General features: G+C 64.0%; 16 protein-coding genes. 2 read left to right on the forward strand and 14 right to left on the reverse strand.

The window, feature by feature from the left end; all coding sequences use genetic code 11:
- Positions 1-6 precede the first annotated feature (6 nt).
- Both PF66_RS23975 and PF66_RS23980 read right to left on the reverse strand, forming a co-directional pair.
- On the reverse strand, positions 7-705 hold the full coding sequence (locus tag PF66_RS23975) for an RES family NAD+ phosphorylase (RefSeq protein ID WP_054064006.1): 699 nt from the start codon (positions 703-705) through the stop codon (positions 7-9).
- Positions 699-1,100, reverse strand: a complete 402-nt coding sequence (locus tag PF66_RS23980) for an antitoxin Xre-like helix-turn-helix domain-containing protein (RefSeq protein WP_054064007.1) — start codon at positions 1,098-1,100, stop codon at positions 699-701. Before PF66_RS23980 ends, PF66_RS23975 begins: the two co-directional genes overlap by 7 nt.
- A gap of 404 nt (positions 1,101-1,504) precedes the next feature.
- Between PF66_RS23980 and PF66_RS23985 the strand changes: the two genes are divergently transcribed.
- The gene (locus PF66_RS23985; protein ID WP_054064008.1) at positions 1,505-1,834 is read left to right on the forward strand and encodes a hypothetical protein; all 330 of its coding nucleotides are present in this window, start codon (positions 1,505-1,507) and stop codon (positions 1,832-1,834) included.
- A 174-nt stretch (positions 1,835-2,008) separates the two neighbouring features.
- Here PF66_RS23985 and gspD read toward each other — a convergent pair whose 3' ends face one another.
- The 11 genes from gspD to gspE are packed head-to-tail and all read right to left on the reverse strand — an operon-like array spanning position 2,009 to position 11,979.
- Positions 2,009-4,267: a type II secretion system secretin GspD gene (gene gspD, locus PF66_RS23990; protein WP_054064009.1), complete on the reverse strand. Its 2,259-nt coding sequence runs from the start codon at positions 4,265-4,267 to the stop codon at positions 2,009-2,011.
- 23 nt (positions 4,268-4,290) lie between these two features.
- Positions 4,291-4,791 (reverse strand): general secretion pathway protein GspN, encoded by a 501-nt coding sequence (locus PF66_RS23995; protein WP_054064010.1) that lies wholly within the window; start codon positions 4,789-4,791, stop codon positions 4,291-4,293.
- Entirely contained in the window at positions 4,788-5,411 is a 624-nt protein-coding gene (gene gspM / locus PF66_RS24000) for a type II secretion system protein GspM (protein WP_054064011.1), read from the reverse strand. The genes PF66_RS23995 and gspM overlap by 4 nt, the downstream gene beginning before the upstream one ends.
- Positions 5,386-6,474 (reverse strand): PilN domain-containing protein, encoded by a 1,089-nt coding sequence (locus PF66_RS24005; protein ID WP_054064012.1) that lies wholly within the window; start codon positions 6,472-6,474, stop codon positions 5,386-5,388. Before PF66_RS24005 ends, gspM begins: the two co-directional genes overlap by 26 nt.
- Positions 6,471-7,196 (reverse strand): general secretion pathway protein GspK, encoded by a 726-nt coding sequence (locus PF66_RS24010; RefSeq protein ID WP_054064013.1) that lies wholly within the window; start codon positions 7,194-7,196, stop codon positions 6,471-6,473. The genes PF66_RS24005 and PF66_RS24010 overlap by 4 nt, the downstream gene beginning before the upstream one ends.
- Positions 7,193-7,810 (reverse strand): prepilin-type N-terminal cleavage/methylation domain-containing protein, encoded by a 618-nt coding sequence (locus PF66_RS24015; protein ID WP_054064014.1) that lies wholly within the window; start codon positions 7,808-7,810, stop codon positions 7,193-7,195. The genes PF66_RS24010 and PF66_RS24015 overlap by 4 nt, the downstream gene beginning before the upstream one ends.
- A complete protein-coding gene (locus PF66_RS24020; protein ID WP_054064015.1) occupies positions 7,807-8,178 on the reverse strand; it encodes a type IV pilus modification PilV family protein in 372 nt (123 codons plus the stop codon). Before PF66_RS24020 ends, PF66_RS24015 begins: the two co-directional genes overlap by 4 nt.
- Positions 8,175-8,630, reverse strand: a complete 456-nt coding sequence (locus PF66_RS24025; protein WP_054060218.1) for a GspH/FimT family pseudopilin — start codon at positions 8,628-8,630, stop codon at positions 8,175-8,177. The genes PF66_RS24020 and PF66_RS24025 overlap by 4 nt, the downstream gene beginning before the upstream one ends.
- Before the next feature lie 2 nt (positions 8,631-8,632).
- Positions 8,633-9,052, reverse strand: a complete 420-nt coding sequence (gspG, locus tag PF66_RS24030) for a type II secretion system major pseudopilin GspG (protein ID WP_054064016.1) — start codon at positions 9,050-9,052, stop codon at positions 8,633-8,635.
- Between the two features lie 12 nt (positions 9,053-9,064).
- Entirely contained in the window at positions 9,065-10,273 is a 1,209-nt protein-coding gene (locus PF66_RS24035) for a type II secretion system F family protein (RefSeq protein WP_054064017.1), read from the reverse strand.
- A 2-nt stretch (positions 10,274-10,275) separates the two neighbouring features.
- A complete protein-coding gene (gspE, locus tag PF66_RS24040; RefSeq protein ID WP_054064018.1) occupies positions 10,276-11,979 on the reverse strand; it encodes a type II secretion system ATPase GspE in 1,704 nt (567 codons plus the stop codon).
- 268 nt (positions 11,980-12,247) lie between these two features.
- Here gspE and PF66_RS24045 point away from each other — a divergent pair, with 268 nt between their 5' ends.
- Positions 12,248-12,787 carry a hypothetical protein gene (locus tag PF66_RS24045; protein WP_054060222.1) on the forward strand — a complete coding sequence of 180 codons (540 nt, stop codon included), beginning with the start codon at positions 12,248-12,250 and terminating at the stop codon, positions 12,785-12,787.
- A gap of 70 nt (positions 12,788-12,857) precedes the next feature.
- On the opposite strand, the gene coaA is transcribed toward PF66_RS24045, so the two are convergent.
- Entirely contained in the window at positions 12,858-13,784 is a 927-nt protein-coding gene (coaA, locus tag PF66_RS24050; RefSeq protein WP_054064019.1) for a type I pantothenate kinase, read from the reverse strand.
- Positions 13,785-13,969: the final 185 nt, after the last annotated feature.

Raw genomic sequence — 13,969 nt, forward strand, 5'->3', positions numbered from 1 at the left:
CCGACATCACGCGCTGGATACGAGCTTATTGACGCTGGTGATTTGCTTGTTCCAAATCATTTCGTAATGGCTCGATTGGATGATCGAGGCAACGTGTCGAGGGGTGGTCAGCGCCCAGCAGGTATTGCCCGGCGAACGAACGGAGCGATAGCGCAGGCCTGAGGCCTTGGCCTTCTTCACATCACGGCCGAGCGCTCTGGAAGCGCTGTAATCGTCTGGTGCGTAAATCGGGTGCGTCATGGGTAGCACAGTAGCGTCCAGTACACCCACCTCATCGAATTGGCAAGTCAGACCACGAAAGACGAAGCGCTCGTAGTTCAGTCCTTGCACTTTACTCCAGTACGCCTCTTGGTGATGGCGAACCTCGGCGATGGCAGTATCCATGGTGTCAGCCAGGTACAGCATGCCGAACGATCCATCGCCGAAGCGGGATCCATCAGGGTTCACGTGGGTAAATGGCGCGGTGGCGTAGGAGCAGCCGGTGATGCCAAAAGGGATTTCGCTGAGCGGAATCAGGTTGATGGTGCCCACTTCGTTTTGCAGGCGGGGATTGGTCAAGGCCTGAACTTGGTAAAGAATATCGAACTCGTCAGCGTTGGCCACGTCATCGAACAGAGCGATAGGAGGAAACTTGGAGTTCACCAGCCGATACGACTTGATGGCGCCCTCACTGCGCAGCACGTTCAGATCAGCGGCGTTTACCATTGGGCGCCTCGCAAGGCGTCAATTCGACGGAAAGTTTCGTACAGGTTGATGAACGAGCCGGTGGCCATGATTTCCAGCGGGGTTCTGCCTTCGAAAAAATCGTTGTCGTTGGCCATCCGTGGAAAGCCATACACGTTTTCCGGGTTGTCGAAGACCGTTCTAAGCGCACCATGAACGTTCAGGATGAGGCTGATACGGGCGAGCTGGTCATCATCCAGGCTCACGGTGCGACCTTGTTCCTTGACGCGCGAGTAGGTGCTGCGCGATATGCGAAGGGTGTTCTCGATCTCCTTGGGGGTTGCTTTCCAGCGTTCCATGATGGTGACTGCGGTGCGCAGCGCAACTGCGCCGGCATCCTTTGTGGACGGTGTCCGTGCAGGGGGGGCTTGGCTCATGTCTGGCACTCCGATTGCTTGGTCTTTAGATTGAAATATACGAATATTTAGTCTTCAGATCAATTTTGTGCTTGTCCGGCCACAGGGATATTTCAGGTTTCCAGACCTGGATCGCAGGCCTTGCAGCGACAGGCGAAGACTAGTGAGCGGACCCGGCAGGCACAAGGCGAGAGGGCTTTCCAGGAGTGTTCAGGCGAGGAAAAGGGAATTGTCCGGTGCTTGGGTTTGGCGCCTCGCAAACAGACACTCGATTTTGGCTCTAAAAATCTCATCTCCGCTCGCGTTCACGCTGGTGGAGGTTTGGGATTCGCGTGAAATGCATGGCATCCACGTCGACCAATTGGTCTCGAGCGGTCGATGGAACGTTATGCCGCGCTACGCGATGCTGTCCCTGGTGAGTAGCCATGGCAATGACACTCGAAGTCTTACCGGCAGCGCTTTACTCGATGCGCAACGTAAAGCCTGTTCTTGCTGACGATGGCTCGTCCATCCTCCATAAAACACTTGAAACGAATCTGGAAAACAAGGCGATCTATATCGCCACGCCGTTGATCGTCTACATCAAGCAGGGCAAGCAGATTATTCGCGACTATGACAGAGTGGCCAATGTCGTCGACGAGAATCATCTGATCTTCCTCTCCAAAGGCGTTTATACGGTGTCGGACTACGTGACTGGCAGCGATATCTTCGAGGCGGTGCTGCTGTTTTTCGACGACAAGCTGATCGCAAAGTAGGGATATGAAAATACCTCCCACTTCATCAAGCTCTACAAGCAACGGTACGGTGTCACGCCGAAGAAAGCCAAGACCGTCGCCACAGAACTGTAGCGTGGCAAGTCCGGCCCTCCATTCCCAGCCCGCGTGTCGAGCCGTCCCAACTGATCCGACCATTCATGGGCGCTGGCGAACCTACCTGACCTTGGCCTGAATGGGCTTCATCAACTGCATCTGCTGGCGATACTCGTCGGTGATCTGCCTGGCCTCGCTGTTGCTTGTGATCACCCGTGGCGTGATCAGCACGATCAGTTCCGAGCGACCACGCTGGCGACGGGTATTGCCGAACAACCAGCGCAGGCCGGGAACCCGACCCAGGTAAGGCACGCTGTTGTCGCTGCCATTTTCGTTCTGCTTGATCAGGCCGCCGAGCAGGATGGTCTGCCCGCTTTGTACCGCCACCTGGGTCGACACCGCCCGGGTGGAGATGGTCGGGTTGCCGTTGGCATCGACGGTGCTGCTGGCGTTGCTGACCTGTTGCTGGATATCCAGGTACACCAGGCCGCCGGGGTTGATCCGGGGCACCACGTCGAGGATCACGCCGGTCTGGATGTATTGCACCGAGCTGGTGCTGATGGTGGTGGTATTGGTGTTGATGGTGGTCTGGTTGATCGGGATGTTGTCGCCAACCTGAATCTGCGCCTGCTGGTTGTTCATCACCACCAGCGACGGGGCCGACAGTACGCGGGTGTTGCCCTCGGTCTCCAGGGCGTGCAGGGCCACTTGCAGGTTGTTGCTGACGAACGAGTAGAGCAGCGCGTCGGTGCTGCCCAGGGCCGCGCCGCCCTGGCCCAGCGCACCTTGGCTGCCGGAGGCGTTTTCGATGCCCTTGGTGGTGGCGTTGCCGGCCAGGCGCCCCAGGTACCATTGCACCCCGAGGTTCAGCGAGCCGGTCAGGCTGACTTCCAGAATCCGCGTTTCGATCTGTACCTGCAGCGGTGTGTTGTCGAGCCGTTGAATGGCCGACTGGATCTCGGCCCATTGGCTCGGCCGGCTGCGCACCAGCAGCTGGTTGCTGCTTTTTTGCGCGGAAATGCGTACCGAGTTCGTCGGATTGCTGGCGTCGGGCCTCGCCCTTGAGGTATTCGCGGCAGTGGGTGGCCCCAGTTGCAAGTCGTCTGCTGCCCGGTCCGGCGAGACAGGGGTGTCGGCGTCGTTTCTCACCGGCGGCGGCAGGCTCTGGCTGCCACCGGTGTTGCCGGGCAACCCGAGGCCGTTGCCGGCCGCTGCGCCAGGCCCGCTGCCGAAACCGTTACTGGTCAGCGTCACGGTGCGCAATCCCGGCGCGACCTGCGCCGCGGCATCCTCGGTGACCGGCTCGTCGCTATAGATCTGGCGCAGGTAACGGGCCAGGTCGGTCGCCTTCATGTTGCGCACGTCGTAGACATACATCTGCGGCTCATCGCCGCCGCCCTGGTCGATGGTGTCGATCCAGCGGCGCACATCGTTGAGGTATTCCGGTTGTGACGAGATGGCGACAATCGCATTGGTGCGTTCGATGGGCAGCAGGCGCAGCATGCCCGCCAGCGGTGTACCGCTCTGGGCGCCGAACAGGCGATCGAGTTCAGGCATCAGTTGCGTGACATTGGCCCGCTTGAGATTGAAGACGCCGATGGACATGCCCTTGAGCCAGTTGACGTCGAAGGTGTCGATGGTCTGCTGGTAGTTGTTCAGCTCCTCCGGGGTGCCGGCCATCACCAGCGCATTGCGCGAGGTATCGACGACCAGGAAGGCACTCTCGCGGGCAAACGGCTTGAGCAGCTTCTGCATATCGAGCGCTGCGATGTAGTTCAGCACGAAAAAACGCGCGCTCAGGCCATTGCCCGGGGGGGCAATGGATTGGCTGGGCGTGAGCTGGCCCGCGACCGCCTGGTTGGCCGGCAGAACCAGATAACGCTCGCCCTGGCGGACGATCGCGTTGTTGGTCCAGGACAGCAGCGTTTCGAGAATGGAAAAGGCCTGGGCCTTGTCCACCGGTTTCGAGGTCGAGAAGGTCACGTCCCCCGTCACCCCCTGGCCGATACCATAGTTCTGCTTGAGCACATCGCCGAGGATGACGTTGACCACCGCCTGGATCGGTACGTTGGCGAAGTTGAGCATCGTTCCGGCATCGTCTGCCGGGGACGGGCGCGGCCTTGCGGTCGCGTGGTCATGGCTGGCCGCACCCGGGCTGCTGCGGATGATCGACGGGCCTGAAACCGGCGGCGCCGGGTAGGGCGCCAGGGGGACCGCGGCAGGTACCGTCGCGGGTTCCTGGCGCGGTCGATCCGTGCCCGTGCCCGCCAGTCCCTGGCGCAGCAACAGGTCATCTTGAACTTCATCGGTCACGGGCGAGGTGCAGCCCGTGAGCAGGATGACGCCGATCAGGCAGGGCCGGGCGATTCGTTCGATCACATCGATTCATCCTTGTAGAGCGCCTAATGCGCGGCGGTGGCCGGCAATTTCAAAACGGGGATGCTCAGTTCCTGCTCGCTGGACCTGAAGCTCAGCGAGACTTTTTCAGCGGTTATCCGTTCGACCCGCCAGCCGTTGGGCAGGACATCCCCCTGCGCGGCGCTCAGGCTCTTGCCGTCGGAGGTCTTGAACAGCGCCTTGCGCAGGCTCGTGGAAACGGCGATGCCGTTCAGCGACAGGCCGGCGAGCGCTTGCGTATCGTGGTCGCCAGTGGCTGCCGGGTCCGACGGATCGGCCTGGCGGTCGCGATTGAACAGCGGTCGCTGCCATATCCCGGCATAGGACGACAGCGCAGGTGCCGCTTCGGGCTTCACGGTGGCCGCAGGTGCCACCGGCGGCGGGGCCTCCGGCTCTGGGCCCCACTCGATACCCGTGCCAAGCCCCTCGAACAAGGCCAGGCACAGGGTCGCCATCGACACCACGAAAGCGCCCAGGCAGAGCGTGAGTCGGTCGGGGATTTTCATGTGGACGGCGCCCCTTTCCGGGTGGGGAGGGTTTTATCCGGCGGGTTGCCCAGGTAGGCGCTGATTTGCAGTTGTACCGCCAGGCGCTGGGCGGTCCCGGTCGCCGCAAGCGGGTTCCTGCGTATGTCGAGGGTTTCGACGAACAGCGCCACCTGCTGGTTCTCCAGGCCGTGGAGCAGCGTCACCAGCGGGGCAATGGCACAGTCCAGGCTGACGCTGACCTTGACCTGGCGATAGGGCGCGGTGTCTGCGACGGCCATCGGGATACGGTTGTTCATCGTGCAACCACCGTTGTCCGGCGGCAGCGCCTGGACCTTGGCCACCACCCACTGCATGAGCTGCGCGGTGGCGGTACCGGCGTCGGCATCCGGCAGCAGGCTGTCGTTGCCCGCCGGCGTGCTCCGGGCCTGGGCCAGTTGCGCCTGCAGCCGTGGGCGATGGGCTTCAAGCGCCTGGTAGCGCTGGTGCTGGATGCGCAATGCCGCCATGTTCGCCTCGATCGATTGCAGGGGGGCGGTGAACCACCAGTGGATACCGATGAAATAGACGGCGCTCAGGCACAGTACGGCCAGTAACAGGGCCGCCGCCCGCTGGTCACGGTGTGTCAGGCGTAGCGGCATGTCGTGCCTCCCGGGAACGCAGTCGGGCGGTGAGATTGAGGCGGTCCTGGCCGGTGTTCGCATCGGCCTGGATCACGCCCTGGAATTGCAGGTCCTGCAGGTGCGCGCAGTGCTTCATCCTGCCGATCAGCTCGCTGGCCCGGCTGCTTTGCGCGCTGAGGGTCAGGCGATCCTGGGCATCGATGGTCAACTGTTCCAGCCAGGTGTCGGCGGGTATGCAGTCGGTCAGTTCCTGCAGCAGGGCCGTCCTGGGCAGCGACTGGGCTTTTTGGGTCTGCACGTAGCGCCCGGTGTCGAGCAGTTCATCGAGCTGTTGGCGCAATACTTCAAGCTGTCGGGTATCGTTGCGCAGCGCGTCGACCTCGGCGCCCATGGTATCCAGTGCCGATTGGCGGCCATGCACCCACAGCAACATGGCGAGCAGCACCAGCCCGGCGCCGAGCAGGGCGAGCCCCAATTGCAGCCGGCGGACCGGGTGGCGCGCCTGCGGACGGCGGTGCAGTGCCAGCAGGTTGACGTTCAGGCGCGAACCGTCGCGATCCAGAGCGTCGATGGCATCGATGCGCCAGCCGTGTCGTGCGGCTTCATCGAGGATCGTGTCGATCCGCTCGCGCAGGGCGGCCACCAGGGTCAGGTCGAACACCGCTCGAGTCCGCTCCGGCGGGTTATCGCAGACGGCATCGAAATAGACCTGGGCAGCCTTGAACGGCGTGTACTTGTCCATTTCGAAGGCCAGGGCCGCATGCACCTGCAGGGCGGCGGCATGGGGCAGTTGCACGTGGGCGAGCAGGACCTGCGTGTTGGGCATCAGCAGGACCTGGCGCTGGCCCGCCAGCGACTCATCGGCCGTGCGGGGGCCAGGCAAACCCTGTTCGGGCCAGCGCAGCAACTGTTCCCGGTTCGCCGCGGCCAGGCGCTCGCGCCAGCGCCGGGGCAGGCACCCCAGCAGTTCCCGTCGCCACCAGCGCAGGAACCGTGGCAGAGGCGAAGCGTGCCAGCGCTGCGAGAACTGACGTGTGGCCTGCCGCAGTGGGCCGAGCCAGCGGTTTTCGGGTGTCTTCATTCCTGCCACCGCAACACGCGATAGAGCTGCAGGCCGCCTGCCTGGGGATTGAGCAGGAAGGTCACGCTCAGGGTTGCCGAAACCGCTGAGGGCAACGTGGCCTTTATCCGGGCGCTGTAGAGGGGGCCGGCAGGGCTTTCGAGTACGGGGGGCGGTAGCTTGAGCGCGGCTCGCAGCGGCGCGGTGGCAAGGTCCGGATCGGGCCGCGCCTGGCCGGTCCAGAGCGTCAGGTTCGGGGCCAGGCGGGCGTAGAGCGGACGATCCATCGCCGCGAACAACTGAAGCGCCTCGACGCTCCTTGGCGGGTTGCTGGCGCTGCGCCGTTCCGCCAGCTCCCGACTCAACCGGCGAGCCTGCCCGGGGCTGGCCCCCAGGTACCGCACGACTTGCTCGAAGTCTTCGGCGCTGACCTGGTTCAGATCGATCTTGCCGCGTTCGCTGTGCAGTTCGAGGCTCAGTTGGGCGTCTTCGATCGTCAGGTGATAGCGGCGGCCATCGGCGATCATGGTGGGCGTTTTGCCTGAGAGATCCTGCACCACCCGGGCCAGCCCCGACTCGGCCGCGAGCAGGGCACGGGTGCGCTGCAGGGCGTAGGCGCTCTGGCGGTTTTCCAGGCGCACCGAACCCACCACCACGGCCATCATCAGGCTCAGCAGCGCCAGGGCCCAGAGCGCCAGGACCAGTGCGGCCCCGCGGGTGTCGTGCAGGCTCGGGGTCTTCATGGCGAGGCCTGGGCATCGCTGAGGCGCAGGGCGATCTCCAATGGCGGCCAACTGATCGGGCCATCGGGTTGCAGTTCGATACGCAGCGCCAGCGGCAGGCGCTCCGGCCACGGCCAGCGCGGCAGCCAGTCGGTGGGGTGCAAGGCATTGTCCAGGCCGCGGTAGTTCAACTGCCAGTGCTCCAGATCGTGCAGCAGGACCTGCGGTTCTGCCCAGGGATGCAGGCCACGGTCGTCGAACTGGAAGAAGGCCACTTGCAGGTTCTTCGATCCGTTACGGTCTTGGATCAGCGAGAACACCTGCAGGGGCAGGCCGCCTGCCAGCCGCGTCGGCAGCGGGGCGACCAGGCTCAGTTGTTCGTGCTCACCCTCGAACACTGTGCCGTTGTTCGTGTCATCCCGGCGAAACGCGGTGGGGTAGGCCTGTTGCGCTGAGCTTCTGAGAAAGTCCTGGGCCGAGCGGATCTCGTCCAGGCGGCTGGAATAACGTTCGCCCAGCTCCTGGGTACGGCTGCTGGCGGTCAGCGTCGAGGCGATCAGCAGCATCAGCAGCCCGAGCAGGCCGAGGGCGATCAGCACTTCCAGCAAGGTGAAGCCGTGCTGGCGTGCTGTCATGGTCGGGCTCCCGCGACCTGGCCCTGGGCACGCAACGTGACGAAGCGCTCCTGGCGGCCATCCTGTTCCAGCACCAGTTCCAGCCGATAGAGGTCGACCGGCGCAGCGCCGGGTTGGACAGTAGCGGTGAGTTGCCATTGCACCTGCGCCAGGCTGCCGTGCCACTGCCCCGGCTTGAGCGGGTCGCGACGCTGCTCGTCGAACAGACTCCTGGCCAACAGGGCCATGCGGGTGCTCTGCTCGTCGTGCAGCAAGGCCTGGCTCGTCGTACCCATGGCGTTGAGGTAAACGGCAAAACCGATGCTCAGCAGGAGCACGGCGGCGAGCATCTCCAGCAGGGTGAAACCGTTCTGGGTCGCGCCGTTCATGGCCGCGCCCCGTCCTGCCAGCTGACCTTGCCGGTCAGCCAGGCGACATCCACCCGCCAACTGTTCGCACCGCGTTGCAGGTAAATGTTGCCGCCACTGGAGCCGCCGTCCGGGTAGAACTCGATCGCCCCCTCCCGGGACGATGACAGGTCGGCGGCGGTGGTCAGGCGCAGGTGCATGCCCTCGGGCAAGCGCTGTTCGGCCTGGTTGTCGACTCGATAACTGTTGCGCAGCAGATCCACGTGCAAGGTGGCCGGTTGCCCGCTCAGCACGGCGTGGTTGCGGGCACTGCGCAGGGCCAGGCCCAGTTCGCGTCTGGCCTGGCGTTCGCGGGCGTTGTCCAGGCCGCCGGCAACGCCATGGGCCAGCAGGCTGACACCGGTCGCGATGATCAGCAGCACCACCAGCATTTCCAGCAGGGTGAACCCCCGTGCGACACCGAGGCCGGTCATGGCTATTCCCAGTTGCCCAGGTCGGCGTTGTAGCCATCGCCGCCGGGTTGTCCGTCCTTGCCGAGGAAGACCAGGTCGAAGGCACCATGGGCACCGGGGACGCGATAGCCGAAGCCATGACCGTAGGGGTCCAGCAGGTCGCTGGGTTTGGCATAGGGCCCGTTCCAGTGGCGGACATTGGCCGGCGCATTCGTCAAGTCGAGCAGTTCCCTGGGCGGCGCGCCGACGTCCAGGGCGTAGCCTTCGATCTTCATCGACAGGCTGGCCAGTTGGGCCTTGCCCGCGCCGTACTTGCCCTTGTCGATATTGGCCCCGACCTGGCGCACGACGATGGTGGCGATCACCCCGAGCAGCACGATCACGGCGAGCATTTCCAGCAGGGTGAAACCGGGGTGACGGTACGGCGAATGCTTGCGACGCATGGTGGATTCCCTTCAGAGGTTATTGGTCAGGCTCATCAGCGGCAGCATGATCGCCAGCATGATCACGCCCACCAGCGCCGCCATCAGCAGCGTCATGCCGGGGACCAGGGCGGCGAGCAGGCGATCGATATGGCGTTTGGCCTCGGCGTCGAAAATGCTCGCGACCTTGAGCAGCATCCGTTCCAGTTGCCCCGACTCCTCACCGACCTGAATCATCTGGATCGCCAGTTCCGGGAAGGTCGCGGTGGCGTGCAGGGCGGTCGACAACGGGCTGCCGTCCTTGACCTTGACGATGGTCTGCTCGACCGCATCGCGCAGTACCTGGTTGCGGCAGACCTGGCGGGCGATCTCGAACGCGCCGACCAGGGCGACTCCCTGGCCCAGCAGCGTGCCCAGCGTATGGGCCAGCCGCGCGGTTTCCAGGCGTAACAGCAGGGGGCCGATGACCCGTGCGCGGAGCATCAGGCGGTGGTATTGCAGGCGACCCCGGGTCGTTCGCAGGTGCTGGACCAGCCAGGCGAGCAGCAGGAGCATGGCCCCGAACAGAGGCAGGAAGTAGTGGCCCAGAAACTGGCCGAGGGCGAGGATCACTTCGGTGATCAGCGGGACGGGTACGCCCAGGCCGCTGAAGATCGGCACGAACTGCGGCACCACATAGGCCAGCAGCAGGACCAGCGAACCCAGCACGCCAACCAGCAGGAAGGCCGGATAGATCAGTGCGTTGATCACCTCGCCACGGACTTTCCGGGTCCGTTCCAGGTAGGCGGCCAGGTGTCCCAGCGTATCGCCCAGGGCACCGCCGGCTTCTCCGGCGCGCACCAGGCTGAGGTACAACGGCGAGAAGGACGGGCCCTCGGCGGCCATGACCGCCGACAACGGCTGGCCGCCCTTGACCCCCTCATGGAGGCGTTCGAGCAGGCGCCGCGCCTGGGGTTTGCCCGGCTGACGAACCAGGGTCGTGAGCGCTCGCTCCAGCGGCTGGCCGGCATCGAGCAGCGTGGCCAGTTGCAGGGTGAACCGCTCCAGGTCCTGGCCGGCCAGGGGGGCAGGATGGAACCACGACCCGCTGACGGCACTGCCGGCCAGCGCCGGTTCGAGTTGCAGGATCAGCAGGCCACGTTCCTGCAACTGGCTGGCGGCTTCGTCGTCGTCCGCTGCATCGAGTGCCCCGTCGAGGGGGTTGCCGTTCGGGTCGAGGGCGCGATAGCGATAGTGTTCCATGGCTATTCGCCCTGGGTGACGCGCAGGACTTCTTCCAGGCTGGTGATACCCGCCAGGGCCTGGCGCAAGCCGTCCTCGTACAGGGTTCGCAGCCCGCCGGCGCGGGCCGCCTGTTCCAGGGTCGCGGCATCGGCGTGGCGCATGAGCAGCGAGCGCAGGCTGTCGTTCATCACCAGCAGTTCACTGAGGGCGCTGCGCCCGCGATAACCACTGCCGGGGGCATCCGCGCGGGGGCGGTAGAGGCGGATCGGACGTTCGTCGGTAAAGCGCTGCAACTGATGCTCGGCCACCAGTTCCGCTGGCGCCTCGAAGCTTTCCCGCCACTCGGGGTCCAGCCTGCGCACCAGGCGCTGGGCGAGAATGCCGTTGACTGTCGAGGCGATCAGGTAGCTTTCGACGCCCATGTCGAGCAGGCGGGTGATGCTGGCGGCGGCGCTGTTGGTGTGCAGGGTGGACAGCACCAGGTGGCCGGTCAGCGAGGACTGTATGGCGATCCGGCAGGTTTCCAGGTCGCGCATTTCGCCGATCATGATCACGTCCGGGTCCTGGCGCACGATGGAACGCAGTACTTTGGCGAAATCCAGGCCGATACCCGGCTTGACCTGGATCTGATTGATCCCCTCCAACTGGTATTCGACCGGGTCCTCGACGGTAATGATCTTGCGTTCGGCGGTATTGAGCCGCGACAGGGCGGTGTACAGGGTGGTGGTCTTGCCCGAGCCGGTAGGGCCGGTGACCAGCAGGATGCCGTGGGGCCGTTCGAGCACGCCCAGCAGAGCGTCCAGGCGCGCGCCATCGAAGCCCAGGCTCGGGAAATCGAACGTCACGGTCTGGCGATCGAGCAGGCGCATCACCACCGACTCGCCGAAACTGGTGGGCACGGTGGAGACCCGCAGGTCCAGCTCCTTGCCCTGCATGCGCAGCATGATGCGGCCGTCCTGCGGCAGGCGGCGTTCGGCGATATCCAGCCGAGCCATGATCTTGATACGCGAGATCACCGCGGCCGATGAGCCGACGGGGGGCGCCTCGGCCAGTTGGAGCACGCCATCGACGCGGTAACGGATATTGAGCTGGTTCTCGAACGGCTCGATATGGATGTCCGAGGCCCGTTGTTCGACGGCCCGTTGCAGCAGCAGGTTGACCAGGCGGATCACCGGGGCTTCGGAAGCGAGATCCTTGAGGTGTTCGATATCGGTTTTCTGGTTGCCGGTATCCTCCTCCAGGTTCTCGATCAGCGTGCCCATCGCGCTGCGGCCTCGTCCGTAGTAGCGCTCGATCAGTTGCTCGATATCGCCGCGTTGGCCGATGGACAGGCGCACCGGGCATTGGCAGGCATAGGCCAGGGCATGCAGGGCATCGGGCTGGTTCGGGTTGGCGATCAATACATGCAGCTCGCTGCCCGGGCAGGACAGCGGGACCAGGCAATGCTCCTTGAGAAAGCGCGGTGCCAGCTCCGGTGGCGTCTCCAACTGCGCGGGGGCGTCCGCCAGGGTCAGCACGGGCGTCTCCAGCAGGGTCGACCAGGCCTGGGCCAGGTCCTGCTCGGACACCAGGCCCAGGCGTGCGAGCAGTTCGGTCGAGTCGTGCCGTGCGTTGCCGTCCTGCAACTGCTGGGTCCGCTCGATATCGATGCGTTTCAGGCGACCTTCGCTGACCAGCCAGTCGATGGCCAGTCTGTCCGGATTCGGGGACATCAGGGCGTTCATGCTGCGCTCTCCAGGCTCCATGCCTCGGGTACAGCATGAATCCGATGGTCTCGGGCGCCTACTGTCAGAAATGACAGTTCCGCTGACCGTTGGTCGGTTTGCCGGGGGCTCAGGCATGCCGCCAAGGCCCCATGACCATTGGTCCGAACTGTCAGAAATGACAGTAGGCGGCCTTTCAGGTGCAGGGATAGCTTGGCGTGGATGGAGGAGTTTTGGTTTCCATTCCTTCGACCATTCGGTCGATGGTCAGATTCGCAGGAGCGATATCATGTCTAACTCAATCATTAAGAAAGTGGTGGGCCCGGTCTTTCTGCTGCTGGGCCTTCTGTTTGCATTACCGGCTTCGGCTACCGTGATCTTGTCATGCACGGGCACACTGGATGGTGCCATCGACCCGGGCCTGACTCCGGTTGCCGCGGCGCAGACCGTAGAGGCGCAAGTCAGTATCGTCTCTGCGCCGACCTGTACCCTGGCGGGTACCACCGTTCAACCGGCCAGATTGGTGTTGAACGCGAACCTGAGCTCTGGCTCTTGCACCAGCTTCTCGCTGAGTCCGGGAACCAGCATGACGATCACCTGGGATGACAACACGACGGGCACGGCGACCTATGACCCTTCCAGTCCATCGAGCTTTCCGTTGACGGGGCCTTTTGCGGCCAATTTTCTGATCAATAGCGGGCATGCTGCAGGCAAGACCATGGCCATCTCGGGGTTGCCGCCTGCCAGCGCCGCGCTGGCGAGCTGCCTGCTTTTCGGTCCGGTCACTGTCCGGCACCTGGGTATTCCGGTCTCTTTCAGTGTGATCTGAGGGGTATTGCAAAACCGGGGGAGCAGGGCTCCCCCGTTTCGAGCACGTGGGGTGCCCGTGTCAGGCCCGCTCAGCGCAACCAGATCTCGCTGACCGAATGATCGCGGGACTTGCGCACCACCAGGTCGGCGCGCTCGCGGGTCGGCAGGATGTTTTCCAGCAGGTTGACCCGGTTGATGTCGTGCCAGATCTGTCGGGCGGCCTCCGGGGCCTCCTCGGGCGGCAGGTCGGCCAGTTTGCGGAAGTAGGCGCCACGTGCGCGGAACGCGGTCTTCTGCAGCAGCAGGAAGCGGTCGACGTACCACTGCTCGATATCCTGCTCGTCGGCATCCAGGTAGATCGAGAAGTCGAAGAAGTCGGAGACGATGGTGCTCGGCCGCGCGCCGTCGTTGCCATGGGTCTGCAGCACGTTCAGCCCCTCGAAGATCAGGATGTCCGGTCGATTCACCACCTGGTACTGGTCCGGAACGATATCGTAGCTGACGTGGGAATAGATCGGCGCCCGCACCTCGTCTTCGCCGGCCTTGATGTTGGCAAGGAATTTGACCATCTGCCGGCGGTCGTAGCTTTCCGGGAAGCCCTTGCGGTGCATGATGCCGTTGGCGACCAGCTTGCTGTTGGGGTAGAGGAAGCCGTCGGTGGTGACCAGGGCCACGTTCGGGTGGTCCGGCCAGCGCGCCATCAAGGCCTGCAGCACGCGGGCGAAGGTGCTCTTGCCCACCGCGACGCTGCCGGCGATCGCCAGGATGTAGGGGCCGCGCGGGCTGGCGCGGCCGAGAAAGGTGTCCTTGATGCCGGCCAGGTTGCGGGCCGCGCCGACGTGCAGGCTGATCAGGCGCGACAGCGGCAGGTAGACGTTGGCAACGTCTTCGAGGGAAATGTCCTCGTTGACTCCGCGCAGGGCCGCCAGGTCGTCTTCCGACAGCGTCAGCGGGGTGTTGGCGCGCAGTCCGGCCCACTCCGTGCGGCTCATTACCAGATAGTCATCAGCGGTCATTGGTTATTGTTCCACGTCCTGTTCAATCGGCTGATTATCCAACGAGTTGCCCCTGTCTGTCCGAAGGTCAGAATAATCTTTTGAATCCATTGGATATTCTGTAGCCTTGCGGCGCTGAAAAGCACTCCATGCCTGATGGATTCACCTTCCCGGTCGCTGCTTCACCTAGGCTGTGTACGAAATTG

Source organism: Pseudomonas asplenii (assembly GCF_001293465.1).
In the GTDB taxonomy this organism is placed as follows: Bacteria; Pseudomonadota; Gammaproteobacteria; order Pseudomonadales; family Pseudomonadaceae; genus Aquipseudomonas; species Aquipseudomonas fuscovaginae_B.